The organism is Paracidovorax sp., assembly GCF_057642795.1.
Genome location: NZ_JBXYZY010000034.1, coordinates 17,971 through 44,759 on the forward strand (window position 1 = coordinate 17,971; position 26,789 = coordinate 44,759).

Annotated in this window: 20 protein-coding genes and 2 tRNA genes; 7 read left to right on the plus strand and 15 right to left on the minus strand. The window is 66.7% G+C overall.

The genetic code is table 11. The annotated features are described in order from the left end of the window. Positions 1–7 precede the first annotated feature (7 nt). Together AC3A84_RS12925 and AC3A84_RS12930 are read right to left on the minus strand one after the other, a co-directional pair. On the minus strand, positions 8–367 hold the full coding sequence (locus AC3A84_RS12925) for an RnfH family protein (RefSeq protein ID WP_487970111.1): 360 nt from the start codon (positions 365–367) through the stop codon (positions 8–10). Then, complete coding sequence (locus AC3A84_RS12930; RefSeq protein WP_487970112.1) at positions 360–800, minus strand: type II toxin-antitoxin system RatA family toxin; 441 nt, start codon at positions 798–800, stop codon at positions 360–362. Before AC3A84_RS12930 ends, AC3A84_RS12925 begins: the two co-directional genes overlap by 8 nt. A gap of 141 nt (positions 801–941) precedes the next feature. Here AC3A84_RS12930 and smpB point away from each other — a divergent pair, with 141 nt between their 5' ends. The 4 genes from smpB (at position 942) to AC3A84_RS12950 (ending at position 3,386) form a co-directional block, all read left to right on the plus strand. Continuing rightward, positions 942–1,415: an SsrA-binding protein SmpB gene (gene smpB, locus AC3A84_RS12935; RefSeq protein WP_092941383.1), complete on the plus strand. Its 474-nt coding sequence runs from the start codon at positions 942–944 to the stop codon at positions 1,413–1,415. Positions 1,416–1,564: 149 nt separating this feature from the next. Then, the gene (locus AC3A84_RS12940; protein ID WP_487970114.1) at positions 1,565–1,948 is read left to right on the plus strand and encodes a COG4315 family predicted lipoprotein; all 384 of its coding nucleotides are present in this window, start codon (positions 1,565–1,567) and stop codon (positions 1,946–1,948) included. Between the two features lie 33 nt (positions 1,949–1,981). Continuing rightward, positions 1,982–2,530: an RNA polymerase sigma factor gene (locus AC3A84_RS12945; RefSeq protein ID WP_487970115.1), complete on the plus strand. Its 549-nt coding sequence runs from the start codon at positions 1,982–1,984 to the stop codon at positions 2,528–2,530. A 16-nt stretch (positions 2,531–2,546) separates the two neighbouring features. After that, the gene (locus tag AC3A84_RS12950) at positions 2,547–3,386 is read left to right on the plus strand and encodes an anti-sigma factor family protein (RefSeq protein ID WP_487970117.1); all 840 of its coding nucleotides are present in this window, start codon (positions 2,547–2,549) and stop codon (positions 3,384–3,386) included. Between the two features lie 23 nt (positions 3,387–3,409). Here the strand turns inward: AC3A84_RS12950 and AC3A84_RS12955 are convergent, their stop codons facing one another. The 11 genes from AC3A84_RS12955 to rnr form a co-directional block, all read right to left on the minus strand. Continuing rightward, positions 3,410–4,561 carry an enoyl-CoA hydratase/isomerase family protein gene (locus AC3A84_RS12955; RefSeq protein ID WP_487970576.1) on the minus strand — a complete coding sequence of 384 codons (1,152 nt, stop codon included), beginning with the start codon at positions 4,559–4,561 and terminating at the stop codon, positions 3,410–3,412. An 11-nt stretch (positions 4,562–4,572) separates the two neighbouring features. Beyond that, positions 4,573–5,475 (minus strand): DMT family transporter, encoded by a 903-nt coding sequence (locus tag AC3A84_RS12960; protein WP_487970118.1) that lies wholly within the window; start codon positions 5,473–5,475, stop codon positions 4,573–4,575. A gap of 190 nt (positions 5,476–5,665) precedes the next feature. After that, on the minus strand, positions 5,666–7,489 hold the full coding sequence (typA, locus tag AC3A84_RS12965) for a translational GTPase TypA (protein WP_343589311.1): 1,824 nt from the start codon (positions 7,487–7,489) through the stop codon (positions 5,666–5,668). Continuing rightward, a complete protein-coding gene (gene truB, locus AC3A84_RS12970) occupies positions 7,486–8,490 on the minus strand; it encodes a tRNA pseudouridine(55) synthase TruB (RefSeq protein WP_487970120.1) in 1,005 nt (334 codons plus the stop codon). Before truB ends, typA begins: the two co-directional genes overlap by 4 nt. Beyond that, positions 8,487–8,867, minus strand: coding sequence for a 30S ribosome-binding factor RbfA (rbfA, locus tag AC3A84_RS12975; protein WP_343589315.1), 381 nt, complete (start codon positions 8,865–8,867; stop codon positions 8,487–8,489). Before rbfA ends, truB begins: the two co-directional genes overlap by 4 nt. Positions 8,868–8,870: 3 nt before the next feature. Then, entirely contained in the window at positions 8,871–11,711 is a 2,841-nt protein-coding gene (infB, locus tag AC3A84_RS12980) for a translation initiation factor IF-2 (protein WP_487970122.1), read from the minus strand. A gap of 23 nt (positions 11,712–11,734) precedes the next feature. Continuing rightward, positions 11,735–13,222, minus strand: a complete 1,488-nt coding sequence (nusA, locus tag AC3A84_RS12985; RefSeq protein ID WP_092941401.1) for a transcription termination factor NusA — start codon at positions 13,220–13,222, stop codon at positions 11,735–11,737. 75 nt (positions 13,223–13,297) lie between these two features. Further along, positions 13,298–13,903, minus strand: coding sequence for a ribosome maturation factor RimP (rimP, locus tag AC3A84_RS12990; protein ID WP_487970124.1), 606 nt, complete (start codon positions 13,901–13,903; stop codon positions 13,298–13,300). A gap of 187 nt (positions 13,904–14,090) precedes the next feature. After that, positions 14,091–14,480: a thioredoxin family protein gene (locus AC3A84_RS12995; RefSeq protein WP_487970125.1), complete on the minus strand. Its 390-nt coding sequence runs from the start codon at positions 14,478–14,480 to the stop codon at positions 14,091–14,093. A gap of 119 nt (positions 14,481–14,599) precedes the next feature. Then, entirely contained in the window at positions 14,600–15,358 is a 759-nt protein-coding gene (locus AC3A84_RS13000) for an SDR family oxidoreductase (protein WP_487970127.1), read from the minus strand. Positions 15,359–15,403: 45 nt separating this feature from the next. Further along, positions 15,404–17,734 carry a ribonuclease R gene (rnr, locus tag AC3A84_RS13005; RefSeq protein ID WP_487970128.1) on the minus strand — a complete coding sequence of 777 codons (2,331 nt, stop codon included), beginning with the start codon at positions 17,732–17,734 and terminating at the stop codon, positions 15,404–15,406. 18 nt (positions 17,735–17,752) lie between these two features. On the opposite strand from rnr, the gene AC3A84_RS13010 reads away from it, so the two are divergent. Further along, positions 17,753–17,837, plus strand: a tRNA-Leu gene (locus tag AC3A84_RS13010). A 206-nt stretch (positions 17,838–18,043) separates the two neighbouring features. After that, positions 18,044–18,128: transfer RNA gene (locus tag AC3A84_RS13015), tRNA-Leu, on the plus strand. Between the two features lie 217 nt (positions 18,129–18,345). Here the strand turns inward: AC3A84_RS13015 and AC3A84_RS13020 are convergent. Further along, on the minus strand, positions 18,346–21,054 hold the full coding sequence (locus tag AC3A84_RS13020; protein WP_487970130.1) for a DUF349 domain-containing protein: 2,709 nt from the start codon (positions 21,052–21,054) through the stop codon (positions 18,346–18,348). 309 nt (positions 21,055–21,363) lie between these two features. Then, positions 21,364–25,269: a DUF748 domain-containing protein gene (locus tag AC3A84_RS13025; protein WP_487970131.1), complete on the minus strand. Its 3,906-nt coding sequence runs from the start codon at positions 25,267–25,269 to the stop codon at positions 21,364–21,366. A 605-nt stretch (positions 25,270–25,874) separates the two neighbouring features. On the opposite strand from AC3A84_RS13025, the gene AC3A84_RS13030 reads away from it, so the two are divergent. Further along, a complete protein-coding gene (locus AC3A84_RS13030; protein WP_487970133.1) occupies positions 25,875–26,750 on the plus strand; it encodes a lytic transglycosylase domain-containing protein in 876 nt (291 codons plus the stop codon). Positions 26,751–26,789 lie beyond the last annotated feature (39 nt).

Sequence of the window (26,789 nt, forward strand, 5' to 3'; positions counted from 1 at the left end):
AAGTGGTTCAGTAACCCGCCTTGGCGCCGGGCCTGCGGCCCGCGAACAGACCTGCGGAGCGCGCGCCCTGCCGGGCAAAACGTTCGCGCCGGGCCGTCTTCGGGTCCACCAACAGCGCGCGCGTCCACTCCACACGATCGAGGTCGCGCAGCCGCTGCCCGGGCTCTGCGCCGCGGCCCCAGATGCTGGGGGTGCCCCGCAAATCATCGGGATCCAGCCCACAGGCCTTCAGGGCGTCGCCCACCGTGGAGCCGGACGGCAATTCCAGATTCCATTCCTTCACGGCACCAGGGGCGCGCGAAGCCGCCACGACGATGCGCAGCACGGGTGCTGCCGCTTGCGTAGCCTGCGACCCGGCCTCAGCCATAGACCTGTTCGGCGCGCTTGATGAAGGCATCCACCATGGTGCCGGCGATACGGTCGAACACGGGGCCCACCAGGGCCGCGAGCGCCGCGTTGTCGAAGCCGTACTGCAGCTGCAGCTCGACCTTGCAGGCGCGCTGGGCGCCGTCACCCACCGGGTGGAACTGCCAGATACCTTCCAGCTGCGAGAACGGGCCCTTGACCAGCTGCATCTGCACGCTGCGCCCCGGCACATGGGTGTTGCGGGTGACGAACGACTTGCGGAGGGCGCCCAGCGCGATACCGACCTCGGCCGTCATCGTGTCGCCATCGCGCTCCAGCACCGCCGCGCGGTCGCACCAGGGCAGGAACTCCGGGTACTTGGCCACGTCCGTCACGAGGGCAAACATTTCTTCGGGGCTATACCAGATCAGGACGGACTTGTTGACGGATTTCATGGGCTCAAATGGTAGAGGCGTGCAGTGGCACATCGGGTGGGACGGGTTCCCGAAGTGGCCTGTCCTAAAATCCCGGCGAGCGAGACGACAACAATTGTAGGGAGGCCTTTCATCTCCCGGTTTGCGCCGCATCTGGAAACCATGGCCAAGAAACCCGAAACATCGTCCCGCATTGCCGACAACAAAAAAGCGGCATACAACTATTTCTTCGAAGAGCGCCTCGAAGCCGGCCTGGTGCTGCAAGGCTGGGAAGTGAAGGCCCTGCGCGAAGGCAAGGTGCAGCTCACCGACGGGTATGTCCTCGCCCGCGGGGGCGAGCTCTTTCTGATCGGCTGCCAGATCAACCCGCTCAAGACCGCATCGACCCACGTCAACCCCGAGGCCGCGCGCACCAAGAAGCTGCTCCTGCACAAGGAGCAGATCCAGAAGCTGGTGAACAAGGTCGACCAGAAGGGCTACACACTCGTGCCGCTCAACCTGCACTGGAAGGACGGCCGCGTGAAATGCGAAATCGCCCTGGCCAAGGGCAAGGCCGAGCACGACAAGCGCGACACCATCAAGGACCGCGAAGGCAAGCGCGAAGTGGAACGCGCGATGAAGGTGCATCACCGCTGATGCGGGTGGCTGAGGGGCCCGCAAGCGGGCCCGGCTTTTTTTGCGCGGACCTGGAATAAACACCCGGCCGCCGGTGTTCATCCCTTCGCAGGCCGCCTCCTGCCCCGTGCATTCCGCACGCGGCGCGGCCGGCATCACAGGAGAATCCGATGAAAAAGCTCACCACCCTGGCCCCCATCCTGGCCGCGCTGGCGCTGGCCGGCGGTTGCGCCGCCACCCAGCCCGCCGCCCCGGCGAGCGTGCAGAACGGCGTCCTGGTCGGCGCCAACGGCATGACGCTCTACACCTTCGACAAGGACACTGCGGGGAACGGCAAGTCGGTCTGCAATGGGCAATGCGCCGTCAACTGGCCCCCGTTGATGGCAGGCGCGATGGCACCGGCCGGCCCGGACTACTCCGTCGTCCAGCGCGATGACGGCAGCCGGCAGATCGCCTACAAGGGCAAGCCGCTCTACTACTGGGTCAAGGACGCCAAGCCCGGCGACAAGACCGGCGACGGCGTGAACAAGGTCTGGCGCACCGCCACGCCCTGACCGGCCCCTGGTCACCAGCCGCCCTCGCCCGCCATGAACCGCACCCAGGTGCTGGACCATCTCCCCGGCCTGCGCCGCTATGCGCGCATGCTGACGGGCGACCGCTGGGCGGCCGACGATCTGGTGCAGGACACGCTGGAGCGCGCCTGCCGCAAATGGCTGCTATGGCGCAGTGGCACTGACCTGCGGGCGTGGCTCTTCACGCTCATGCACAACCTCTATCTCAACCAGCGCCGGGGCGCCGCGCCTCTGCAGGTGCTGGACCCACATGACTCCGCAGCCGCTGACCTGTTTCCCGCGGCCGCCACCGGCCACGACACGGCGCTGGACCTGGAGCGCTGCCTACAGCGCCTGCCTGCCGACCAGCGCGCCGTGCTGCTGCTGGTGACGCTGGAAGACATGCCCTATGCCGAGGTAGCGCGGGTGCTGCAGGTACCCATCGGCACCGTGATGTCTCGCCTCTCGCGGGCCCGCTCGCGCATGCGCGAATGGATGTTGGATGGCACAGCGGAGGCCGGCAGCCGCCCTGCACGGCCGGCCCCCACCAACGGCTCGCCGCCCGCGCTGCGGCGGCTGAAATGACGATGGAGCCACCGCCATGAACCGCCCCGCCCCCTCGCCCGTGGATGACGACGACGACCGCCGCCTGCACGCGCTGGTGGATGGCCAACTGCCGCCCGACGAAGCCGACGCCCTGCGCGCCCGGCTGGATGCGGACGCCCTCGCCCGCCTGGCGGACTGGCAGCAGCAGCGCGACGCCCTGCGCGCCCTCCATGCCGGACTGGGAGATGCCGATCCGCCGCAGGACCTGCGCCGCGCGGCCGATGCGCTGCAGCACCGGCGCGACCAGCAGATGCTCTGGCGCCGCTGGGGCGGCATCGCGGCCGGCTGGCTGCTGGCCTTCGGGCTGGGCTGGGACCTGCACGGCCAGTGGAGCCCCTCGGACGACCTGCATGCCCCTCTGGCCCAGACCACCGGCACGCCGCAGGCCTTCGTGCGGCAGGCGGCCGTGGCCCATGCAGTGTTCCAGCCCGAGCAGCGCCACCCGGTCGAGGTCACGGCCGCGCAGCACGAGCATCTGGTGCAATGGCTGTCGAAGCGGCTGGGCCGGCCGCTGGCCGTGCCGGCGCTGTCAGCGGAGGGCTTCGATTTGATGGGCGGGCGGCTGCTGCCCGGCGACGCAGGCGCCCGGGCACAGTTCATGTACCAGAACGCGGGCGGCCAGCGCATCACTCTGTATGTGGGCGCCGTCGAGGCAGCGGCAAACGCTGCGGGCGGGCACGCCGCGGAGACGGCCTTCCGCTTCCACGAGGAAGGCCCCGTGGCCAGCTTCTACTGGGTGGACCAGGGCTTCGGCTATGCGCTGAGCGGCGAGATGCCCCGCGCCGCGCTGCTGGCGCTGGCTACGGCCGTCCACCGGCAGCTGGTGCCGGATTAGCCGCAGCAGCCGCAGCGGCCGGCTCAATCGGCCAGGGCCGCCAGCGGATGCGCGTGGGCGGGCCAGGGGCTCTCGAAGAAGGCCAGGGCCTGCTCGGGCGCCACGTCTTCGATGCGGGCAGGGTTCCAGCGCGGTGCATGGTCCTTGTCCACCGCCAGCGCGCGGATGCCTTCCAGCGTCTCGCTCTGGCCAGGGCGCAGGTAGAAGCAGTGGCGCACCATGTCGCGCTCCATGCGCAGGTCGTCGGCCAGGCCCATGCCCCGCGCACGGCGGATCTGCTCCAGCACCACGAAGAGCATCAGCGGCGAGCGCTGGCGCAACGTGGCGGCGGTAGTGCGGCACCAGTCGTCATCGCCTGCGGCGGCTTCCAGCGCCACCACGATGGCGGGCACGTCGGGCAGGCTGAAATACTGGTTGATTTGGCCTCCAGCGCTTATGTCCTCTTGGCCGCCAGCTATCAATTTCGAAGCAACCCATTGCTGCACGGCCGCGCCGTCGGCGAAGGGCTGGCTGCCCAGCGCATCCCACACCGCAGGCTGGTCGGCCGCGGCCAGGCGCCCATCGGCCAGGCGGGCGGCCACGGCCTCCTCGGCGCCGATGGTCTGGCCAGTGAGCGCCAGCCATTCGCCCACCCGGCCCGGGCATCGCGAGAGGAAGTAGCCGCCGCCCACGTCGGGAAAGAGGCCGATGGCCGTCTCGGGCATGGCCATCTTGGTGCGCTCGGTCACGATGCGCAGGCTCGCGCCCTGGCTGATGCCCATGCCGCCGCCCATGACGATGCCGTCCATGAAGGCGATGTAGGGCTTGTCGTAGTGGTGGATGAGGTGGTTGAGGGCGTATTCCTCGGTGAAGAAGTCTTCCAGCTGCGGGTGGCCCTGGCTGCCTGACTGGTGCAGGAAGCGGATGTCACCGCCCGCGCAGAACGCGCCGAACGGGCCTTCCTTGTTGCTGCCGCGGATGGCCACGGCCAGCACATCCGAATCCTGCCGCCAGGCCAGCAGCACGCGCATGAGTTCGCGCACCATGCCCAGCGACAGGGCGTTGAGCGCCTTGGGCCGGTTCAGGGTGACGAAGCCCACCCGGCCGCGCACCTCGGTCAGGATCTCGCCCTGCGCCGCAGCGGTGGCCGCAGCGCCCTTCGCGGATGCGTCAGCAGTCGTCGTCGTGGTCTCCATGTTCTTCTCGCTCATCGTTGTTCTCTCCAACCCAGCAGTTCGTTGCACACCAGCGCACCGATGACCAGTGCGCCGCCCGTCAGCACGGCGGGGCCGGGCTCTTCGCCCGCACCCAGCCAGGCCAGCACGATACCGAAGATCACTTCCAGCAGGCCGAGCAGCGCGATCTCGGGCGCCTTGAGCACCTGGCCGCAGCGGACCACCAGCACGCAGGGCACGGCCAGCTGGACCACGCCCAGCAACGCCAGCAAGCCCAAGTCATGCGCCGACGCCTGAAAGGGCAGCGCCACCGGCAGCGTCGCCACCACCGAGAGCAGCGCGCCCACCAGCACGGCAGGGGCCAGATCCACTGCATGGCCGTGGCGCTGCGAATGTTGCACCACCGTCCAGTTCACCGCTGCCGCCACGGGGACGCACAGCGCCACGACGGTGCCCAGCAGGGGCAGGCCGGCCATCTGGGAGCCATACATCCAGCCGATGCCCACGCCCGCCACGCCGATGGCCGCCCAGGTGCGCGGCGCGATGCGGTGGCCGATGAAGGCCCAGGCGAAGAGCGCGGTAAGCAACGGCCCCACCGCCATGGTCACCAGCACGTTGGCCACCGGCATGAGCAGGATCGCCACCATGAAGGCGGTGAACATCACGCCCCAGCACAGGCCCGACACCCAGAGCGCCCGGCCGCCGTGCCGCATGGCGGCGAACACCGCCCGGCCCTGCAGGGCCGGCAGGATGACCAGCAGCGCCACCACGGTAAAGAGGCTGCGCCAGAAGGTGACCTCGAAGCTGCGCGCCGCCTCCAGGTGGCGCGTGACCACGCCGGCAATGGACCACATCAGCGTGACCGCCACCATCAGCCATACGGCCCTGCCGTGGGTGAGCCGGCCCCAGCTCTCCCCTGCCTTCACGCTCGCCATATCCACTCTCCAGCGCTGCCTTCATGCAGAGGCGGGCGCACAACGAACCACGGGGGTTCGGAAACTCTCTTGAAGCCGGCCTTGTCGGCAGGCCCGGACGGCAAAAAGGGTGAGCCCGCCTCGCGGCCGGCTCACCCTTGTCCGTGCGCGGTGGAGGCTCAGCCCCCGCCGCTTCGGCGCATGCGCCCGATCAGGAACGCGAAGCGCGCTTGCGCTCGTTTTCCGTCAGGAAGCGCTTGCGCAGGCGCACGCTCTTGGGCGTGATTTCGACCAGCTCGTCGTCCTCGATGAATTCCACGCCGTATTCCAGCGTGAGGTCGATCGGGGGCGTGATCTTGATCGCGTCTTCCTTGCCGGAGACGCGGAAGTTGGTCAGCTGCTTGGTACGCGTGGCGTTCACGATCAGGTCGTTGTCACGGCTGTGGATGCCCACGATCATGCCTTCGTACACCGGATCGTTGGCCTTCACGAACATGCGGCCGCGGTCGTCGAGCTTGCCCAGGGCGTAGGTGAAGATTTCACCATCGTCCATGGAGATCAGCACGCCGTTCTTGCGGCCGCCGATGTCGCCCTTGTGCGGCTCGTAGCTGTCGAAGATGTTGCTGATGAGGCCGGAACCACGCGTCAGGTTCAGGAATTCGTTGGTGAAGCCGATCAGGCCGCGCGCCGGAATGCGGTATTCCAGGCGCACGCGGCCACGGCCGTCGGATTCCATGTTGACCAGCTCGCCCTTGCGCTCGCCCAGGGCCTGCATCACGCCGCCTTGGTGGCCTTCTTCGATGTCGGCCGTGACCAGCTCGATAGGCTCATGCTTGACGCCGTCGATGTCGCGGAACACCACGCGCGGCTTGGAGACGGCCAGCTCATAGCCTTCGCGGCGCATGTTTTCCAGCAGGATGGTCAGGTGCAGTTCGCCCCGGCCCATCACTTCGAAGATGCCTTCTTCGTCGGTTTCCTTCACGCGCAGGGCCACGTTGTGCTGCAGTTCCTTTTGCAGGCGGTCCCAGATCTGGCGGCTGGTCACGAACTTGCCTTCACGGCCGGCCAGGGGCGAGGTGTTCACGCAGAAGTTCATGGTCAGCGTGGGCTCATCCACCTTCAGCATGGGCAGCGGCGCAGGGTTGGCGGGGTCGGTCACGGTCACGCCGATACCGATGTCCTCGATGCCGTTGATCAGCACGATGTCGCCAGGGCCGGCCAGCGGGGTCTGCATGCGGTCCAGGCCCTGGAAGGTCAGCACCTGGTTCACGCGGCCCTTGACGCTCTTGCCGTCAGGACCTTCCATGACCAGCACGTCCTGGCCGGGCTTGAGCGTGCCCTGGCTGATGCGGCCCACGCCGATGCGGCCCACGAAGGTGGAGAAGTCCAGTGCCGAGATCTGCAGCTGCAGCGGAGCGGTCGGGTCGCCGGAGTTCGGCGGCACGTGCTTGAGGATGGTGTTGAACAGGGCCGACATGTCGGGGCCCCACTGCTCGCCCGGAGCGCCTTCTTCCAGCGACGACCAGCCGTTGATGCCCGAGGCGTACACCACGGGGAAGTCGAGTTGCTCGTCGGTCGCGCCCAGTTTGTCGAACAGGTCGAAAGCGGCGTTCACGACCTTGTCGGGGTTGGCACCGGGCTTGTCCACCTTGTTCACCACCAGGATGGGGCGCAGGCCCAGGGCCAGGGCCTTCTTGGTCACGAAGCGCGTCTGGGGCATGGGGCCTTCCTGCGCGTCGATCAGCAGCACCACGCTGTCCACCATCGACAGGGCACGCTCGACTTCGCCGCCGAAGTCCGCGTGGCCGGGGGTGTCCACGATGTTGATGTGCGTGCCTTCCCAGCTCACGGCGCAGTTCTTCGCCAGGATGGTGATGCCGCGCTCTTTTTCGATCGCGTTGTTGTCCATGACGGTATCGACGACCTTTTCATGGTCGGCGAAGGTGCCCGACTGGCGCAGCAGTTGGTCCACCATGGTGGTCTTGCCATGGTCAACGTGCGCGATGATGGCGATGTTGCGGATTTGTTTGCTCATAGTGCTTCCAATGTGCCGGGCGCGGTGGCCGGCGGCGTGTTTTCGATTCCCAGAATCTGTTGAATTTCGAGCGGGCTCAGGAGCCGCTCGGGCACCAGCTCGCCAGCGGTGGTGTGGCCCACGCCCAGCAGGGCATGCGGCCGTTCGCCGAAGACCGCCACGGCGGCGGCGTCGGGCCAGGAGCCACGGCGCCGCACGCCCGACAGGAATCGGGCGGCATTGTCGCTGTCCAGCGTGACACGTGTGTGCCCCGCCAGCAGCGTCTCGACCGGCTGCACGCAGGCCAGCCGCTCGGTTTCCGTCATGGCCTCCAGCGCGGCCAGCGTGACGCAGCGCTCCACGTCCAGGCCGCCCGTATCGATGCGGCGCAGGAACGTCAGGTGCGCGCCACAACCCAGCGCCTGGCCGATGTCCTCGCCCAGGGTGCGGATGTAGGTGCCCTTGCTGCAGGTCACTATCATTTTGATAGCTGGCTGCGCAGGATCTTCAAGCACCAGCGCCAGTTGAAGGCCATGGATGACCACATCGCGGGCCGGACGCTCCACCTCGATGCCCGCGCGGGCATATTCGTAGAGCGCCTTGCCGTCTTTTTTAAGCGCGCTGTGCATGGGCGGCACCTGCCGGATCGGTCCGGAGAACTGCCGCTGCACCTCGGCCAGCCGCTCGGGCGTGAGCTGGGCCGGATCGACGTCGCAGCGCGCCAGCACGTCGCCTTCGGCATCGCCGGTGGACGTGGTCACGCCCAGTAGCGCCACGGCCTCGTAGGTCTTGGGCGCTTCGAGCTGCAGCTGGCTGAACTTGGTCGCCGCGCCGAAGCACAGCGGCAGGACGCCGCTGGCCAGCGGATCGAGCGTGCCGGTATGGCCCGCCTTTTCGGCGCGCAGCAGCCACTTCACCTTCTGCAAGGCGTCGTTGCTGGAAAAGCCCAGCGGCTTGTCGAGCAGCAGCACTCCGTGCACCGGGCGCCGCTGCACCCGGATGCGGGGAGCGCGTGCCGTCATGCTGCTTCGTCGTCCTTGGAGCGGGAGGCCACGGCGCGCGCGATCAGCGCATTCATGTCGGACGCGCGCTCGGTCGTGCGGTCATAGACGAAATGCAGCGTCGGCACGGTATGGATGTGCAGGCGCTTGAACAGGCCGTTGCGCAGGAAACCTGCGGCCTGATTCAGCGCTTCCTGCGTCGCCTGCGGATCGCCCACCAGCACGCTGAAGAAGACCTTCGCGTGGGCGTAATCGGGCGTCACTTCCACGCCCTGCAGCGTGACCATGCCCACGCGCGGGTCCTTGAGTTCGCGCGCGATGAGCTCGGTCAGATCGCGCTGGATCTGATCCGCGACCTTGAAGCCGCGGTTGGGCGTGGAGGATTTCTTGGCAGCCATGGCTTACAGCGTCCGTGCGATTTCCTTGATGTCGAAGAACTCCAGCTGATCACCTTCCTTGATGTCGTTGTAGTTCTTCAACTTCACGCCGCACTCGAAGCCTTCCTTGACTTCCTTGACGTCGTCCTTGAGGCGGCGCAGCGATTCGACTTCGCCCGTGTACACCACCACGTTGTCGCGCAGCAGGCGGAAGCGTGCGTTGCGATGGACCATGCCGGAGGTGATGTAGGAACCCGCCACCGTACCGATCTTGGAGGCCACGAACACCGTACGGATCTCGGCCGTACCGATGATCTCTTCGCGCTGCTCGGGAGCCAGCATGCCGGACATGGCCACTTTCAGCTCATCGACGGCGTCGTAGATGATGCTGTAGTAATGCAGGTCCACGCCGTTGCTTTCGGCCGTCTTGCGCGCGCCGGCATCGGCACGCACGTTGAAGCCGATCACGATGGCCTTGGAGGCGATCGCGAGGTTGATGTCGGACTCGCTGATCGCACCCACTGCGGCGTACACCAGCTGCACCTTGACCTCGTCGGTCGAGAGCTTGAGCAGCGACTGGGCCAGCGCTTCCTGCGAACCCTGCACGTCGGCCTTGATGATGATGGGCAACATCTTCACTTCGCCCGCCGTCATGTCGGCAAACATGTTCTCCAGCTTTGCAGCCTGCTGCTTGGCCAGCTTGGTATTGCGGAACTTGCCGGCGCGGTAGGTTGCGATTTCGCGGGCACGGCGCTCGTCGGAGAGCACCATGAACTCGTCGCCAGCCTGAGGCACTTCGGTCAGACCCTGGATTTCCACCGGGATCGAAGGGCCGGCCGTCTTGGCCGTCTTGCCGTTCTCGTCCAGCATGGCACGCACGCGGCCATAGGTCTGGCCGGCCAGCACCACGTCGCCCACCTTCAGCGTGCCGGATTGCACCAGCACCGTAGCCACGGGGCCGCGGCCCTTGTCCAACTGGGCTTCGATCACCAGGCCCTTGGCCAGGGAATCGACAGGCGCCTTCAGCTCCAGCACTTCGGCCTGCAACAGCACTTGCTCCAGCAGTTCGTCGATGCCGGCACCGGTCTTGGAAGACACGGGCACGAACGGCGAATCGCCGCCGTACTCTTCGGGCACGACCTCTTCGACCACCAGTTCCTGCTTGACGCGATCGAAGTTCGCATCGGGCTTGTCGGACTTGGTGATGGCCACCACGATCGGCACCTTCGCAGCCTTGGCGTGCTTGATGGCTTCCTTCGTCTGCGGCATGACGCCGTCGTCGGCCGCCACCACCAGGATGACGATGTCGGTTGCCTGCGCACCACGGGCACGCATGGCCGTGAAGGCCTCGTGGCCGGGGGTGTCGAGGAACGACACCATGCCGCGCGGCGTTTCGACGTGGTAGGCGCCGATGTGCTGCGTGATACCGCCGGCTTCGCCCGCAGCCACCTTGGTGCGGCGGATGTAGTCCAGCAGCGAGGTCTTGCCGTGGTCCACGTGGCCCATGACGGTGACCACGGGAGCGCGGGGCAGCTGCTCGGCCTGTTGGCCGGACACGTCCTCGTCGGTGAAGGCTTCCGGATCGTCCAGCGCCGCCACGACGGCCTTGTGGCCCATTTCCTCGACCACGATCATGGCCGTGTCCTGATCCAGCGGCTGGTTGATGGTGACCATCTGGCCCATCTTCATCAGCGCCTTGATGACTTCGGACGCCTTGATCGACATCTTGTGCGCGAGCTCGGCCACCGTGATGGTCTCGGGCACGTGCACTTCGATGATGCGGGCCTCCACGGGCGCCTGCTGCTGGTGGTGATGGTCGTCGCCACGGTCGTTGCCACGGCGGCCACGCGGGCCGGCGCGCCAGCTGTTGCGGCCCACGCCACCGCTGCTGTCGCCGCGGGTCTTGATTTCCTTCTTCTTGGCAGGATCGCCGGCCCAGCTCGAAGAGAGCTTGGCGGACTTGACTTCCTTGCCAGCGCCGCCCGGAGCGGCAGGCGCAGCGGTGCGAGCACCGCCGGGCGTGGCTGCGGGCTTGTGCAGCGTGCCCTTCTTGGCATCGGCCGCGCCAGCGGGCTTGGGAGCCGGCTTGGGCTCTTCAGGCTTCTTGGCGACCAGCACCTTCTTGGGTGCGGCCATCATGGCGCGGATGGCTTCGGCCTCGGCCAGCGCCTTGCGGCGGCGCTCGTCGAGGTCGGCAGCGCGAGCGGATTCCTCTGCGGCGCGGGCGGCGGACTCGGCCTCGGCCTTGGCGCGTGCCTCGGCCTGGGCGGCGGCGCGTGCGGCAGCTTCTGCGGCCTGGCCGCGCACCACTTCCTGGCGCTGCGCCGACACCTGGGCAGCCTTCTCGGCTTCCTGGGCAGCATAGGCTGCGGCGCGCTCTTCAGCTTCGCGTTCGCGTTGCTCGCGGGCTTCGCGTTCGAGGCGCTTCGCGCTGAGCTCTTCCTCCTGGCGGCGGATCAGCTCGGCCTGGCCGCGGGCTTCTTCCTCGCGGCGCACCAGGTCCTGGTCCTCGGCGCTCGGCGCTTCGTGAACATCTTCAGCTTCGGGCGCGTTGTCGGCTTCGTCTTCACGCTTGATGAAGGTGCGCTTCTTGCGCACTTCAACCTGGATGGTGCGCGCCTTGCCCGTGGCGTCCGCCTGCTTGATCTCGCTGGTGGACTTCTTGGTCAGGGTGATCTTCCGGCGGTCAGTGGCCACGGTTCCGTGGCTGGCCTGCAGGAAGGACAGCAGCTTCTGCTTGTCGGCTTCAGACAGCGCATCGCCAGGGCTAGACTTGGTCACGCCTGCGGACTTGAGTTGATCGAGCAGGGTCTCGGGAGACTTCTTGAGTTCGGTGGCGAACTCGGCGACGGTATTACTGGACATATTGGATTGGTACCTCCCTACCCTTACTCTTGCTGCCCTGCGAACCAGTGTTCGCGCGCCTTCATGATCAAGGCCTTGGCATCTTCCGGCGACTGTCCGGTCAGTTCGGTCAATTCATCGATGGCCAGATCGGCCAGGTCGTCGCGGCTGTTGACGCCACCCTCCGCCAGCTTGGCGATGAGTTCGGGCGTGAGGCCTTCCAGGTCGCGCAGGTTCTGCGAAACACCTTCCACGCTTTCCTCGCGGGCGATTTCCATCGTCAGCAGGGCGTCCTTGGCACGCGACCGCAGTTCGGTGACCGTGTCTTCGTCGAAGCTCTCGATTTCCAGCATTTCCTGCAGCGGCACGTAGGCCACCTCTTCGAGGCTGGCAAAACCTTCGGCGATCAGGATGTCGGCGATTTCCTCGTCCACATCCAGCTTTTCCATGAACAGGCGGCGGGCCGTGTCGGTTTCATTGGCCTGCTTCTGAGCAGACTCTGCCGCATCCATGATGTTGATCTTCCAACCCGTCAGGTCGGAAGCGAGGCGCACGTTCTGGCCGCCGCGGCCGATGGCGATGGCGAGGTTTTCCTCGTCGACCACCACGTCCATGGCGTGCTTTTCCTCATCCACCACGATGGACGAGACATTGGCCGGGGCCAGCGCGCCGATGACGAACTGCGCCGGGTCTTCGGACCACAGCACGATGTCCACGCGCTCGCCGGCGAGCTCGTTGGTCACGGCGTTCACGCGGGTGCCGCGCACGCCGACGCAGGTGCCGATCGGGTCCACGCGCTTGTCGTGTGAGAGCACGGCGATCTTGGCGCGGCTGCCTGCGTCACGCGCACAGCTCTTGATCTCGAGCAGGCCCTGCTCGATTTCGGGCACTTCGTTGCGGAAGAGCTCGATCATGAATTCTGGCGCCGAACGCGACAGGATGATCGGAGCGCCGCGCAGCGTCAGGTCCACTTCCATGATCATGGCCCGCACACGGTCACCGCTGCGCAGGTTTTCCTTCGGGATCATCTCGGAGCGACGCAGGCGGCCTTCCACACGGCCGGATTCGACAATGATGTCACCCTTGTCCATGCGCTTGACGGTGCCGGTGAAGATCTTCTCGCCCCGCGACATGAAATCGTTCAGCAGCATCTCGCGCTCGGCGTCACGGATCTTCTGCAGAATGACCTGCTTGGCGGCCATTGCACCGATACGGCCGATGGGCACGGATTCGACACCCTCTTCGATGTGCTCACCAACTTCGATGTCGGGAATGCGATCACGCGCATCCATGAGCAGTTCTTCGGCATCCGGGTTCTGCAGGCCGGCATCGTCGGGCACCACCAGCCAGCGACGGAAAGTCTCGTAGTTGCCACTGTCGCGGTCGATCGACACGCGAATGTCCACCTCGCCCGGATACAGCTTCTTGGTGGCCTGGGCCAGGGCCAACTCCACGGCGCCGAACACCACGTCGCGCTCCACGTTCTTTTCGCGCGAAATGGCTTCGACCAACATCAACAATTCGCGATTCATGCGAGGACTCTCCTATTTCAATCACCGAGGGCTGCTGCGCCGGCAGCAACCCCATACTGTTCTGGCGCCAGGGCTTCAGGCCTGGCCCGACTTGGACCCGCCGCGCCCCTTGAAATCCACCAGCGGTGCCAGGCGTGCGTCCTTGAGCTCGTCAAGGGTAAAGCCCAGAGCTTGCAGCGGAGCGGGCACGCGCTTCTTGCTCACTTTCTGGCCGGGCTTCACTGCGGGCTCGTCGCTCCACACGATCTGCCAGCCCCCGGACTCGGCGCGCTCGAGCGTGCCGCGGAATTTCTTGCGATTGGCGTTCACCTGGCCATCGGCCGCAGCACCCAGCGGGGCCTTGAGCGTGAGGTCGATCACCGAACCGGCGAACCGCACGAAATCCTGTTCGTGGCGCAAGGGCCGATCGATGCCAGGAGAAGACACCTCCAGCCGCTTGTAGTCCACGCCATCCACTTCCAAGGCAAATTGCAGCTGACGCGTGACTTTCTCGCAATCCTCGACGGTCACGAACTGATCAGGGAGCGCTGGGGCCGCGGCATCGCCGTCGGCGCCAGGCACCGGGGCACTCCACGGGAGATCGATGGTGATGCGCAGCAGGCCTCCAGCGGAGCGCTCGATCTCCACGAGGTCATAGCCCAGCCCGGCCACGGTTTGTTCAACGATCTCTTGCAATGCCACGTGTGCTTCAGTTCAGTTTCCAGAAATGCGAAAAACCCGACAACCGCCCGAATTATTTCCGGCAGCTTCGAGCTCGAAAACAAACGCCCAAAAAAAACGGGCGGTGAGTACCCGCCCGTCTGGTCGTGAGGCTCTTATTGTAGCGCGTAACGCCTTGATCTGCAAAGGCAGAGGCACACAACTTGCATCATGCCGCCCGGCCTGAATGTGCTGCGCTGATGCGTGCCAACAACGCTTGCGCCTCGGCCGGAGCGAGGGTGCCGCCTGCTGGGGTCGAGAGGCTTTCAAGCAGACGCCGAAGCACCGCCGCCTGCGGCAGCAGGGGCCCGAAGAACCTGGCAGAGCCCCGCTGCCCCACGAGCAACGTGGGGAACGTGTCCACATCCACATCACCCGCCAGATCCTCCTCATCCTCCACATCCATCCAGACGAAGCGCGCGTCCGGGCGGGACGCCGCAATCTCGTCGAACGCCGCCCGATAGTCACGGCAGACGCCGCACCAGGCGGCACACAGACACACCACCCAGGTGGCGGAGTCGTCGAAGGCGGCGCTCGGCGCCGGGGAAAATGAAGTCATGGAGGCGGAAGTAGGGTCAGTCACGGAGCATCAACCCACAGCAGGGGCGCAACAGGCCGATGGTAGCGACTGCCCAAACATGGCGCGGCGGATAGCCCGCAAGACCCTGCCCGAAGCCCTCAGCCCCGACCAGCGAAAGGCATCTTCGTCGCCATGACGGTATGGAACATCACATTGGCCTCCAGCGGCAGATTGGCCATGTAAAGCACCGACTGGCCGACGATGTCCACATCCATCAAGGGCTCCGCCGCGACCACCCCATGCGCCTGCATCACGCCCTGCGTCATGCGCTGGGCCAACTCGGTGCCCGCATTCCCGACATCGATCTGGCCGACGGCGATGTCGTATTTGCGCCCATCCAGCGAGGCCGTCTTCGTCAGTCCGACAACGGCATGCTTGGTCGCCGTGTAGGCGATGGAGTTGGGCCGGGGCGTATGTGCCGAGATCGAGCCGTTGTTGATGATGCGCCCGCCGCGCGGCGTCTGCGCTCTCATCACGCGGAAGGCGTTCTGGATGCCATAGAACATGCCATTCAGGTTGACATCCACCACCTGCTTCCACTGCTCGATGGCGAGGTCTTCCAGCGGCACGGCCGGTGCACCGATGCCCGCGTTGTTGAACAGCAGATCCACCCGGCCGAAGGCCTCGACCGCACGGTCGAACAGGGCTGTCACCGATTGCGGGTCCGACACGTCGGCCGGCACGGGCAGCGCACGCGCGCCGGCGCCCGATTCATCCGCCACCTGCTGCAGCAGCGCAGCACGCCGTCCACTCAGGACCACTGACCAGCCATCGCGCAACAGCGCCAGCGACGCTGCGCGGCCGATACCCGAACCTGCACCCGTGACGATGGCCACCCGGGATCCTGCTGTCTTCACTTTGCCTGCTTCTTTCTTTGACATGGAATGCCCTGCCCTGCCGCGTCAGCGGCGCGCGCGGCGCGACTTGGAGGCGCTCTTGCCCGCCGACTTCTTGCCAGCCGGCATGCCAGCGCCCGGAGCTGCGCCCTTGCCCGCAGAGCGCTCCGCAGAAGACTCCGCACGCGACTTGGCGCCACGCCGGCTTCGTGCAGGCGCAGGCGAAGCATCCAGCCCCACCCCGTCATCCTGCAGCACCCGCTGCGCCGTGCCGCCGCCGGCGCCTCGCTCACGGGCGGGGCGTGGCGCAACCAGCGCCTCGCCCTCCCGCACCAGGCGGAAGTCGATCTTGCGGCCGTCCAGATCGACCCGGCTCACCTGCACGCGCACCCGCGTGCCGATCGCATAGCGGATGCCGGTGCGCTCGCCGCGCAGCTCCTGGCGGGCTTCGTCGAACTTGAAGTATTCGCCGCCCAGTTCGGTGATGTGGACCAGCCCCTCCACATACATCGCGTCGAGCGTGACGAAGATACCGAAGCTGGTGGCCGAGCTGACCACGCCGCTGTATTCCTCGCCCAGATGCTCGCGCATGTACTTGCACTTGAGCCAGGCCTCGACGTCGCGGCTGGCTTCGTCCGCGCGGCGCTCGTTGGCGCTGCAGTGCAAGCCGGCGGCCTCCCAGGCCTGCGTTTCGCGCGACGGGGCGACCACCTCCTTGCGGGGCTTGTTCGTCGGGGCTGCGACGCGGGCCGCCAGGCGCTTGGCCAGCTTGGCATGGGCCTCGCCGGGCGTGGGCAACGCGGGCAGCTTGTACTTCGTGCCACCCAGGATGGCCTTGATGACGCGATGCACCAGCAGGTCGGGATAGCGGCGGATGGGGCTGGTGAAATGGGTATAAGCCTCGAACGCCAGGCCGAAGTGGCCACTGTTGATGGGCGTGTAGATCGCCTGCTGCATCGAACGCAGCAGCATGGTGTGGATCTGCTGGGCGTCGGGCCGGTCCTTGGTCGCCTCGGCGATGGCCTGGAAGTCGGAGGGCTTGGGATCGTCGCCGATCGTCATGCCGACGCCCATGGCCTTCAGGTAGCCGCGCAGAATCTCCTGCTTTTCGGGCGTCGGGCCTTCGTGCACCCGGAAGAGCCCGGGCTGCCCGCCCTGCGCGATGAAGTCAGCGCTGCAGACGTTGGCGGCGAGCATGGCCTCTTCGATGAGCCGATGCGCGTCGTTGCGCGTGCGCGGCACGATCTTCTCGATGCGTCCGTTCTCGTCGCAAACGATCTGCGTCTCGGTGGTTTCGAAGTCCACCGCACCGCGCTGCTTGCGCGCCTCCAGCAATGCGCGATAGACGTCGTGCAGATTCAGCAGGTCGGGCACGCGCGCCTTGCGCTTGGTGGCCTCCGGCCCGCGCGTGTTTGCCAGGATGGCCGCCACCTCGGTGTAGGTGAAGCGGGCATGGCTGAACATCACCGCCGGGTAGAACTGATAGGCATGAACCTCGCCCTTGGCCGTGACCAGCATGTCGCAGACCATGCAGAGCCGCTCGACCTCGGGGTTGAGCGAGCACAGGCCGTTGGAGAGCTTCTCCGGCAGCATGGGAATCACCCTGCGCGGGAAATAGACGCTCGTGGCACGGTCGTAAGCGTCGATGTCGATCGCGCTGCCGGTTTCCACGTAATGACTCACGTCAGCAATCGCCACCAGCAGGCGCCAGCCCTTGGCGCGGCCGACCTTGGCGGGCTCGCAGTACACGGCATCGTCGAAGTCGCGCGCGTCTTCGCCGTCGATGGTGACGAGGGGCACGTCGGTCAGGTCCACGCGGCGGCGCTTGTCCTGCGCACGCACCTTCTCGGGCAGCGCCTTGGCCTGCGCGAGGCAGTCTTCCGAGAATTCATGCGGCACGCCGTATTTGCGCACCGCGATCTCGATCTCCATGCCGGGGTCGTCCACCTCGCCCAGCACTTCCGTGATGCGGCCCACGGGCTGGCCGAAGAGCGCCGGCGGCTCGGTCAGTTCGACCACCACCACCTGCCCGGGCTTGGCCACGCCGGTGGCACCCTTGGGAATCAGCACATCCTGGCCGTAGCGCTTGTCTTCGGGAGCGACCAGCCAGACGCCGCTTTCCTGCAGCAGGCGGCCGATGATGGGCTGAGCGGGACGCTCAACGATTTCGACGACCCGGCCTTCGGGGCGCCCGCGCCGGTCCTGGCGCACGATACGGACCTTCACGCGGTCCTTGTGGAGCACCGCCCTCATCTCGTTGGGAGGCAGATAGATGTCGCCTTCACCGTCGTCACGCAACACGAAACCGTGACCGTCTCGGTGCCCCTGCACGCTACCTTCGATTTCGTCAGCGCCTTGCGCGACGGACGTGCCGGAGTTCATTTTTTTGATATACAATCTAAGTCTTTCCTGAAAGCCCAGGTGGCGGAATTGGTAGACGCACTAGTTTCAGGTACTAGCGAGTAACATCGTGGAGGTTCGAGTCCTCTCCTGGGCACCAAGTTTAACGACAACCCGTCGGGGTTTTCGAAATTAAAAAGCCGCTTCTCACCAAGCGGCTTTTTTTATGAGGAAGATCCCTGGCATGGGTGGGCCCGCAAAGGCCCGTTCATGCGATCGCTGAAGGGCTGCAACCTCGAATTGAAATTTTTCCAGGTTTCATTCGGGACGCAAAAATTCAGCATATAATTTGATCTTTCCTGAAATGCCCAGGTGGCGGAATTGGTAGACGCACTAGTTTCAGGTACTAGCGAGTAACATCGTGGAGGTTCGAGTCCTCTCCTGGGCACCAAAATATAAAAAGCCGCTGTGACGCCACAGCGGCTTTTTTCATGGCCGATCGCAAAGCATGTGACGCAGCCAACGCCTCCTCCCGAATGCCGGCACGGCCAGCCGGCCAACCCATGAAAAAAAGGCGCGCAAGGGATGCATCCCCTGCGCGCCTTCTTTCTGGAGTGCCGTACAAGCCGGCCAGAACCGGCTTCCAACACCTTATCGACTGACTCGCCTTACTTGCGCAGCAGCGCCTTCAGGGCGTTCTGCAAGCGGCGTGCCTTGGCCTCGTCGCTCGGGCTTGCCAGCACGCGGGCAGCGTCCTGCCCCCAGGTTTGCACCGGAGACGGATCGTTGCGGCGCGTGAGCAGCTGCAGCTGCAGCGCGCGGCGTTCGGCGATCTGCTCGGCCGGCGTGGGCACTTCGGCCGCGATCTCCAGGCGCAGCAGCGACTGGGCCGCATCGCCATCGGCCGGAGCCGACAGGGCCTGCGCCCAGGCCGTGCGGGTCGATGCGTTCACCTGGCCACCCAGTTCCTGCACGCTCGGCAGCAGGGCCGGGTCGCGCTGGCTCCAGGCCGACAGCATCTGCGTCAGGGCTTCGCCGTGGGCCTGGGCCGCCAGCTTGCGCAGGGCGCTCTGGGCATGCTCCATGGCTTCGCGCTGCGCGCGGAAGGCGGCATCGCCCAGGCGCGGGCCACGGGCCTCGGGCGCACCCGCACGGTCGTTGCGGTCGCCAAAACGGCCGGGGCGGCCAGCAGCGTCGCGCGGGCCACGGGCACCGTCCTTGCCACGGCCATCGGGGCGGGAACCACGGCCGGCAGCCGCAGGGGCCACGTCCTTGCGCACGCCGGGGCGATCGTCGCCGCGCACGGCCACCACCGGGCGAGGTGCCGGCTTGGGCGCTGGGGCGGCGGGCTCGGCGCCCCCCTCGCCCGCTACGCTTTCAGTAGCATCCTGCGCAGATTCTGCGGGCGCTGCAGCGGCTTTTTCCTGCTTGGCGGCTTCGGCATCGGCGGCATTGCCCAGGGCCTGGCTGCGCAGGGCGTTTTCCAGATCGGCCATGGCGCCGCGGATGCGCTGGGCATCACCGCTGGCGTTGGCGGCTTCCAGGGCCTTGGAGGCATCCAGCACGGCGCGGTCGCGGGCACTCATCTCACCGGCGGCGCGGTCGCGTTCGGCGGACTTGCGGTTGAAGGCCTCGTCGATGGGCTTGCGGAACGCATCCCAGAGCTTCTGTTCCTGCTTGCGGTCCAGCGGCACGGACTGGGCCTCGGCCTGCCAGCGCTGCTGCAGCGCCTTGACGGCATCCACGCGCAGCATGGGGGCAGCGCCCAGGGCGTTGGCTTCCTCAATCATGGCGTGGCGTCGTGCGAGGCTCTCCTTCTTGGCGGCTTCCAGCGGCGCGGAAGCGGCCGAGAACGCCTGCTTCCATTGCGGCTGCAGCTCGGCGAACATCTTTTCGCCGACATGGCCGCCATCGCGCCAGCGGTCGCTGAACTGGTGCAGCGCACGATTCACGGCCTTCAGGTCGGATGCGAGGGCGGGCAGCTGGTCCTGCGTCCAGGTCTTGAGCTCTTCGATCAGGGCCAGGCGCTGGGCCTTGTGCTCTGCAGCGTCGGAGCGCACCTTGTCCAGCCACGCTTCCACGACCTTGTGCGCGGCATTGCAGGCTTCGTCGAACTTCTTCCAGAGCGCGTGGTTGGCCGGTCCGCCCTGATCGGCCTGCTTCCACTGGTCGCGCAGCTGGCGCAGGGTTTCCTGCATCTTGCGGCCGCCCAGGGCCTGGCCCTCGGGACGCTTGAGCAAAGCTTCAGCGCGCGCCACCAGGTCCTCGCGAATCTGGTCGGCACTCCAGCGCTGCCAGCCTTCGAGTTCGCCGGCAGCCACCAGAGCACCATGCACGCGCTGCTCCAGCGCATTGTCGATATGGCGGCCCTGCACCTTGAGCACGGCGCGCAGCGCGGCAGCGGCGCCGGCGCTGGCCTTGCCGTGGCCTTCGGCTGTTTCCTGTTCGAGCTTGGCCAGGGCCTCGGTCACGGCCTGCACGGCCTTGTCGCGCACTTGCGGATCGACCTTGGGCTTGGCCACGGGACGGGCTTCGGTCTTGGCCGCAACGGCGGCAGCCTCGGCCGGCAGGCCACGCGCCACGCGCAGCTCATCGGCCCAGACGGGCACGGGCGGCAGAGGGGCATTGGCGTCTTCGGCAGCAGCGGCGGCCTGTGCCACGGCAGGCTGGAAGGCATCCCACACCAGCAGCAGCTGGGCACGCGAAGCGTCGAGCAAAGGCGGGAAGCGCGCTTCCACGCTGGGCCAGGCGGCATCGCCGGTCAGCGCCTCGGCCTGTTCCTGCCAACGGCCGACGTCGGCGCGCAGCACTTCGAGCGCGGCCTGCGCATCGCGCCAGGGCTTGGTGGAGAGCACTTCGATGCGCTGGGCCAGCAGCACGGCGGCCTCGCGCTGCACCTGCACTCGGTGCTGCAGGTCTTCGATCGTCTTGATGCGGTCGGCCAGCTGCACTTTCAAGGCCGACAGCGGTTCGCGCGACAGCGGCGCGCCGGCCTTGGCGGCATCGCGCTGCCAGGCCATGGCGTCGGCGATGTTGAGCTTGGAGGCCGACAGCAGCGCCTGGGCCTTTTCAGCCCATTCGGCGGCGATGGCTTCCTGGCCCTTGGCGCGGCGGATCTCGTCGAGCCGCTCGCGCACGGCGCGGGCCGCGCCCTTGTCGCGGGCGCTGAGTTCCTTAAACACCTCTTGCAGGGCCTCTTGCTCGGGCTGGGTCGCCAGCCAGTCGCGGATGCGCGAGGCGCGCTCGCCCGAGGTGGGGGCAGAGAATGCGCCACCCGTCAGCGCGTCGAGAGGATGCGGCTCGGAGGCCTTGGCCGGGGCCGGATTCACTTCAGGTGCGTCGGAGGACATTTTGCTGCGGGGGGAAAAAGGAAACATGGATCCAGTAAGGAAAGAAAGGCCGGCGGGAAGCCAGCGCGGATGGCCGGACGCAAGATCGGGCGCGCCCGGCGCATCGAAACCGCTATTTTCGCCCGGTTTTGGAGAGAGCAGAGGCCGAGCCGCCATCACCCACCCGGCCCGCACGATTCAAGAGCACCGCTGAAGCGGGCTCCAGGACCTTTCGAGCGCTACTTATTGAACAATTGGGGACGCGGCGGCGCAGTGCAAGCGCCACTCTATCAACATCCCACATCGACCATGAAAGCATGTGTGTGGCAGGCCCATCCTGCCGCCCATGCGCTCGCGTCACCGGGTCTGCAGCGTCATGCTGGCCCGGGGCGTCCACCCCTCGCTGCGGGCATCGAGACGGGGCGCGCCGACGAAGAGGCGCTCCAGCGGCACGGCCCGCTGGGCCAGATAGTCACGCGCCGCAGCGCTCCGCGCCACCGCCAGCGCGCGCATCGCATCCGGGGGCACGGCGATATGAGCAAGCAACAGGCGCTCCATGTCGCCGGGTGGCACCTCTTTCGCCAATCCGATGAGATTTCGGGGCTTGGGCATGTCGGCGCGGCGGTAGACCTCTTTGAGCAACCCGTCGTATTCGTCCGTGCTGATCGACGCGGTTGCCACGGCGGCGCCTGCGCCCTGCCCCACGCGCGTTCCTGCCCTGCGTCTTTCGGCGAGAACCATGTCGTGCAAGCGCTGGCGCTTCCAGCCTTCCTGGTCAACATCCGACGTGGCCTCGCCCACCACCGTCAGGGTGAGTGAAGGACGGTCGGCGAGCGCTCGGGCGATCTTGTCCAGTCGCTCGCGGGACACAGCATCCAGCGCCGCGCCGCCGGGCAAGAACTCGATCCGCTCGAGCTCCTCGCTGCCCCCGAAGGCCCCGGCCAGCAAGGAGAACGGCGAGGTCACTGCCTTGAGAACCATATTACCCAGCACGCGCCAAATGACAGCGCTCAAACGGAATTCCGGGTCATTGAGTGAGCCGCTGATCGGAAGATCGACATCAATCACGCCGTTGCCGTCCGCCAGCAGGGCCGCCGCCAGCCGCACGGGCAGGCTGGCCGGCGCCCCCTCCACGGGATCGCCGAAGACCAGTTGCCGCAGCACGACGCGGTTGCTGGCAGTGAGCTGGCCATCCGGCCGCACGCGGTAGTTCACGTCCACGGCCAATTTGCCGCGCTCAATGGCATGGCCGGCGTACTTGACGCTGTAGGGCGAAAGCGGCGGCAGCTCCAGATCGCGCATGCGCCCCTGTATGTCGAGGGCGAGTGGGCGGGCCAGTGGATTGAGCTTGCCGCTGATCTCGACGGAAGCCGTACCTTCGGCCTTGCCACGCAATTGCAGATCGGCCATCTGCGGTTCCTCGCTCGGCGCCGAGGTACTGGCCGATGCAAAGGCTCCCAGGCGGCCGGCCAACTCGCTCAGGTCAGTGGAGTAGTTCGGCTTCACGAAGCGGTCGGAAAACGCCACGCTGCCGCCGGTCAGTGTGATGGGTCCAAAACTGATGCGTGGTGCAGCAGCGGCGACCGAAGAACCCTCGGCATACGATTTCTTCGGCACGTCTTGGAGACCACTCCCGCCATTCGCGGGGCCGGGCATGGGCTGGAGCAGATCCTGAAGGTTGAGGCGGCCATTCTCCTGCAGGACCGCACGGGCAAAGAAGTCGCTGAGCGCGGTCTCGCGCACTTGCAGCGACCAGGGCTTATCAGGGGCGGTCTCCAGCTGCAGGCCGCGCAGTCCAAGAGTCTTCCAGCGCAGGAGGTCATCGGCGCCAGGCGAGCCACAGGGCTGTTCGCCGTCCAGCCAGGCGCCGCGCGGGCCGCTGCATGCCGCGGTGCCCCTCTCCGTCACGCGCACTTCGTCGATGGACAGATCGCCCCGCAAGGCCGTGACCGGTCCACCCGAGGCCCCCTGCGCATGGTGCAAGTCACCCGCGAAGCTGCCCTCGGCACGCGCGATGCGCACCTTGAGGCGATCGGCGACATAGGGCTCCAGGGCCTGCAGCGGCAGGTGGCCGGCCTGCAACTTGCCCTGCAGTTCCAGAGGTCGCAGGCGCAAAGTGCCGTCGTAGCTCAGCCGGCCGGGCTCGAATCGCCCCGAACCTATCCGGGCCGACAGGCTAAAGGGGGATGGCGCCACTGCGCCGCCACCCGGCAGGGGCAGCGGCGACAGTCCACGCACGCGCATCTGCAACGACGACAGCTGCACCGACACCGCCCCCCCCGCGGCAGCCTGATCACGGAAGACTAGCGAGCCGCCCTCCACGGCGGCATCGTCGACGCGCAGCTGCCAGGGGTTCGCGGCCGTCGGCTGGGGTGCATCGCCGCTCGGTGCCGCGGAAGCAATGGGCGCAGCCGGCTGGCGCCACGCCTCGAACATCCAGTGGCCCTGCGCATCGCGCGAGACTACGGCCCGAGGCTCCGATACCTTCAGCACCCCCACCGAGGCCATGCGCTGCGGCCAGCGCACCCACGCGTCCGTCGCCTCGACCCGGCGGACCTCCAACTGTCGTCCGAATGCGGATCGACTGGTGTCCGCAGCGCTGCCCAAGACACACGGTGCGGCGGCGGATGCGTCGTTGCCGCAATCCAAAGCCAACCCGTTGACGGCCAGCCGCGCCACCCGGGCCACCATCGCCGGGCCCTTCCACGCCAGCCCCAGGTCAGCATCCACGGTGCCGCCCAAGCGGGCCCGCAGATAGGAACGCAAAAAGGGAGCGGCCGGCTCCAGCGGAAGCCCCGCCACGGACACTGCGGCATGCCCGGCGCCGCTGCGGGCCTCTCCGGCCAGCGCCAGGCGCGCATCCTTGCCAGGAAGAACGGCACTGGCCCGGAACCGCACCGGGCGCTGCAGGGGCCAAGTCAGATCGGAAGTGAGCAGCTGCACGTGACGGGCCTCCCAACGGGGCGCATTCATGCTCCGGTCCGTCCAGCCGACGCGGCCGTTCGCCACGGCGACGCGCTGGATGGCCAGCGTCCAGGCAGCGCCACCGGCGGCCGAAGACGTGGGGACTGGGGGGCCGGCCATCGGCTCGGCCGGTACGGGCCGCGACGGGCCCGGCCACTCCAGCCGCCCATCGGCGGCCCGGCGCAATTCCGCTCGCAGCCCGTCCCACTCGACCGATTCCAAGACCACCTTGCGCTGCAGAGGCTGTACATCCTGCAAATGCAAGCGCAGCGCATCGAAACCGATCACTTCACGGGCTTGGCCGTCGAGCACCTGGCCTTCGTGAATGGCGACACTGCCCGTCAGCTTGGCAGAAGCCTGCTGCGCCTGCTCGAAAACAATGCGCAGATCGGCATCGAGCCGCCCAGACTGGAGCCGCAGCGGCATGCCGCGGGGCCCGTGCGCTGCAAACGCTGCCAGATCCAGCTGCCGCACCTGCAGCCGCACGGCGGCGCGGTGCGGGGCCGCGAATGGCGTGGCTTCGGCCGTGGTCTCGAAAGGGCTGCCGTTCAAGAGAAAAGCCAGCCGCGGCTTGACGACGACGTCACGGTGGCCCGCCAGGGTGCTCAGAAACGGCACCGTGAGTTCCAGCGCCTGCACCGACTGCACCCGTCCGGCGACATCGTCCGTCCATTCCATGGAGCCATCGTGGAGGCTGATGTTGTAGAGCGCGAAGCGGGCGGGCTCCCGAGGCGCTGCCGGCTCCGTCGGCACGGCATCGGGCAGCAGATGCCGGACCAGATCGTCGATGTCGGAACGGCCATCGGCCATTCGGGTCACGCGCAGCATGGGCGCGTCGATCTCCAAGGCGTCCACCACGGGAGCCCATCGTCCCAGGGATCTCCACGCTGCATCTATATAGATACGTTTGATATGTGCCTGGGGAGCCGTGCCTGTGGACGAGGCGATAGCCACGTCATGCAGGCTGAGTTCCAACGACCAGGGGCGGAAGTCCACCCGCCCCACGGTGACCGCCCGTCCCAGCGCCTCAGAGCCCCGCCGCTCCAGTTGCGCCTTGAGCGCCCAGGGCACCCCCCACGCCGCCGCCAGGCACAGCAGACCCACCACCACGGCCATGCAGAGGACGAGCGAAGTAGCGCGGCGCACGCGCTCAGAACGAAGAAATGAAGGCACGGGCACAAGGGAAGTCGCTGAAGAAACCCGGGATTCCATCAGAGATAACACCCTGCAAAATGTAAGCAAACGCAAAAAAGAAAGCCCGGCGCCGAAAGATTCGACACCGGGCTTGACGGCGGACACAACGGTCGCTTGCCATCGGTTTGCGTCACCGAGAGAAAGGTCGGCTTCGCGGGAGGCAAGGTATTGCCTCCAGGGTGGGCCTTATGAAACTTTTCGAACCTGGACGGGGCACTGCATGCCGCTCGAAAAGGCCGTGGAGCTCCACTTGGCGGGGCCTGAAGCACTCAGGCACGCTCAGAGTAATCCATTCGCGACTTCGCCCGCAATCGGTTTTTTTCATCAAAAAGTCACAGGCGATGCAAACAGTTTTCTCGACTTTTTGACGGACCTCGGAGGCTTCGCTCCGCTCGGCTTTCAACCGTTGCTCGCACCCTTAAAGCTGTTTTTTTAAACAGCTTTTTTAGACTTTTTTAGTCTAAAGAATTGATTCGTTAGTATTGACCTAGCATTTAGGCGCCCCATAGAATCCGCCAGCCCAAAAAATGGGCAGGGTCCCCACCCTCATGTCCCGCTGCCGAATCCGGCTAAGTCAGTTCGCTGCCCCTGTGCGCCACTTGCGCCCGGCACGAATTTGATGGCGAACCAATCCAGGCGAGAAGCCTGGCAGGCGCTGCTTCCCCGCGAAGCGCGCTTCATAGGTCTCTCGACTCAGAAAGGAAAAGCTAATGACAGCGTCAGGAACATTGGTGGCCGGTGTGCGAACGTTCGCATCCGATGTCGCCGACGGCTTTCTTGAAATCACCCACAGCGGGTTCGCCCTTCTCGGGCTGACCGTTGCCTTCGCGGCCATCACCCTCACCGCACGCCCCGATCTGCGAGAAGCGGGAGAAGAGCAACTGCGGGGCTGGCTGCAGGCGCGCCAAGTGGCCGTGCTCGGCGCGCCGATCGAGCCGGCCGCCAGCGAGCGCGCCACGGCCAGCAACCCCAAGGATCTGCCCAAGGAGCAGGCAGCGGTGGCTTACTGGCTCAGCAAGAAATACCGCGTGGCGCCCGAGCCGCTGGCGGTGCTGGTGTCCGAGGCCTACGAGATCGGTGCGCGCTCCAAGCTCGACCCGACGCTGATCCTCTCCATCATGGCGGTGGAGTCGAGCTTCAACCCCTTCGCGCAGAGCTCCGTCGGCGCGCAGGGACTGATGCAGGTAATGACCCGCATCCACACGGACAAGTACGACAATTTCGGCGGCCACTTCGCGGCCTTCGATCCGGTAGCGAACATGCGGGTCGGCGTCAAGGTGCTGCAGGAATGCATCACGCTTGCCGGTTCGATCGAAGGCGGCCTGCGCTACTACGTGGGCGCGGCCAATCTGCCCGATGACGGCGGCTATGCGGCCAAGGTACTGGCCGAGCATTTGCGCCTGCGCCAGGTGGCCAACGGCCGCTCGGTGCCTGTGATGCCCGTGCAGCCCGCACCATCACCGATCCTGTCCACCAAGGCGACCACATCCCCTGCGCCCGCCGTGGGCGCCGCCGCTGCGGCGACGAAGACCAACGGGGAAAGCGCCACCGACAAGGTCGCACTGCTGTCCAGCGCCGCCAGTTGAGCCGGCGCTCCCTGCGCAGCCCTGCTGCCGCGCGATGCC

Excerpts from the sequence above, each read along its gene's own strand:
- AC3A84_RS12925 (WP_487970111.1), bottom strand. The coding sequence starts at position 367 with ATGGCTGAGGCCGGGTCGCAGGCTACGCAAGCGGCAGCACCCGTGCTG.
- AC3A84_RS12930 (WP_487970112.1), bottom strand. The coding sequence starts at position 800 with ATGAAATCCGTCAACAAGTCCGTCCTGATCTGGTATAGCCCCGAAGAA.
- smpB (WP_092941383.1), top strand. The coding sequence starts at position 942 with ATGGCCAAGAAACCCGAAACATCGTCCCGCATTGCCGACAACAAAAAA.
- AC3A84_RS12940 (WP_487970114.1), top strand. The coding sequence starts at position 1,565 with ATGAAAAAGCTCACCACCCTGGCCCCCATCCTGGCCGCGCTGGCGCTG.
- AC3A84_RS12945 (WP_487970115.1), top strand. The coding sequence starts at position 1,982 with ATGAACCGCACCCAGGTGCTGGACCATCTCCCCGGCCTGCGCCGCTAT.
- AC3A84_RS12950 (WP_487970117.1), top strand. The coding sequence starts at position 2,547 with ATGAACCGCCCCGCCCCCTCGCCCGTGGATGACGACGACGACCGCCGC.
- AC3A84_RS12955 (WP_487970576.1), bottom strand. The coding sequence starts at position 4,561 with ATGGAGACCACGACGACGACTGCTGACGCATCCGCGAAGGGCGCTGCG.
- AC3A84_RS12960 (WP_487970118.1), bottom strand. The coding sequence starts at position 5,475 with ATGGCGAGCGTGAAGGCAGGGGAGAGCTGGGGCCGGCTCACCCACGGC.
- typA (WP_343589311.1), bottom strand. The coding sequence starts at position 7,489 with ATGAGCAAACAAATCCGCAACATCGCCATCATCGCGCACGTTGACCAT.
- truB (WP_487970120.1), bottom strand. The coding sequence starts at position 8,490 with ATGACGGCACGCGCTCCCCGCATCCGGGTGCAGCGGCGCCCGGTGCAC.
- rbfA (WP_343589315.1), bottom strand. The coding sequence starts at position 8,867 with ATGGCTGCCAAGAAATCCTCCACGCCCAACCGCGGCTTCAAGGTCGCG.
- infB (WP_487970122.1), bottom strand. The coding sequence starts at position 11,711 with ATGTCCAGTAATACCGTCGCCGAGTTCGCCACCGAACTCAAGAAGTCT.
- nusA (WP_092941401.1), bottom strand. The coding sequence starts at position 13,222 with ATGAATCGCGAATTGTTGATGTTGGTCGAAGCCATTTCGCGCGAAAAG.
- AC3A84_RS12995 (WP_487970125.1), bottom strand. The coding sequence starts at position 14,480 with ATGACTTCATTTTCCCCGGCGCCGAGCGCCGCCTTCGACGACTCCGCC.
- AC3A84_RS13020 (WP_487970130.1), bottom strand. The coding sequence starts at position 21,054 with ATGTTTCCTTTTTCCCCCCGCAGCAAAATGTCCTCCGACGCACCTGAA.
- AC3A84_RS13030 (WP_487970133.1), top strand. The coding sequence starts at position 25,875 with ATGACAGCGTCAGGAACATTGGTGGCCGGTGTGCGAACGTTCGCATCC.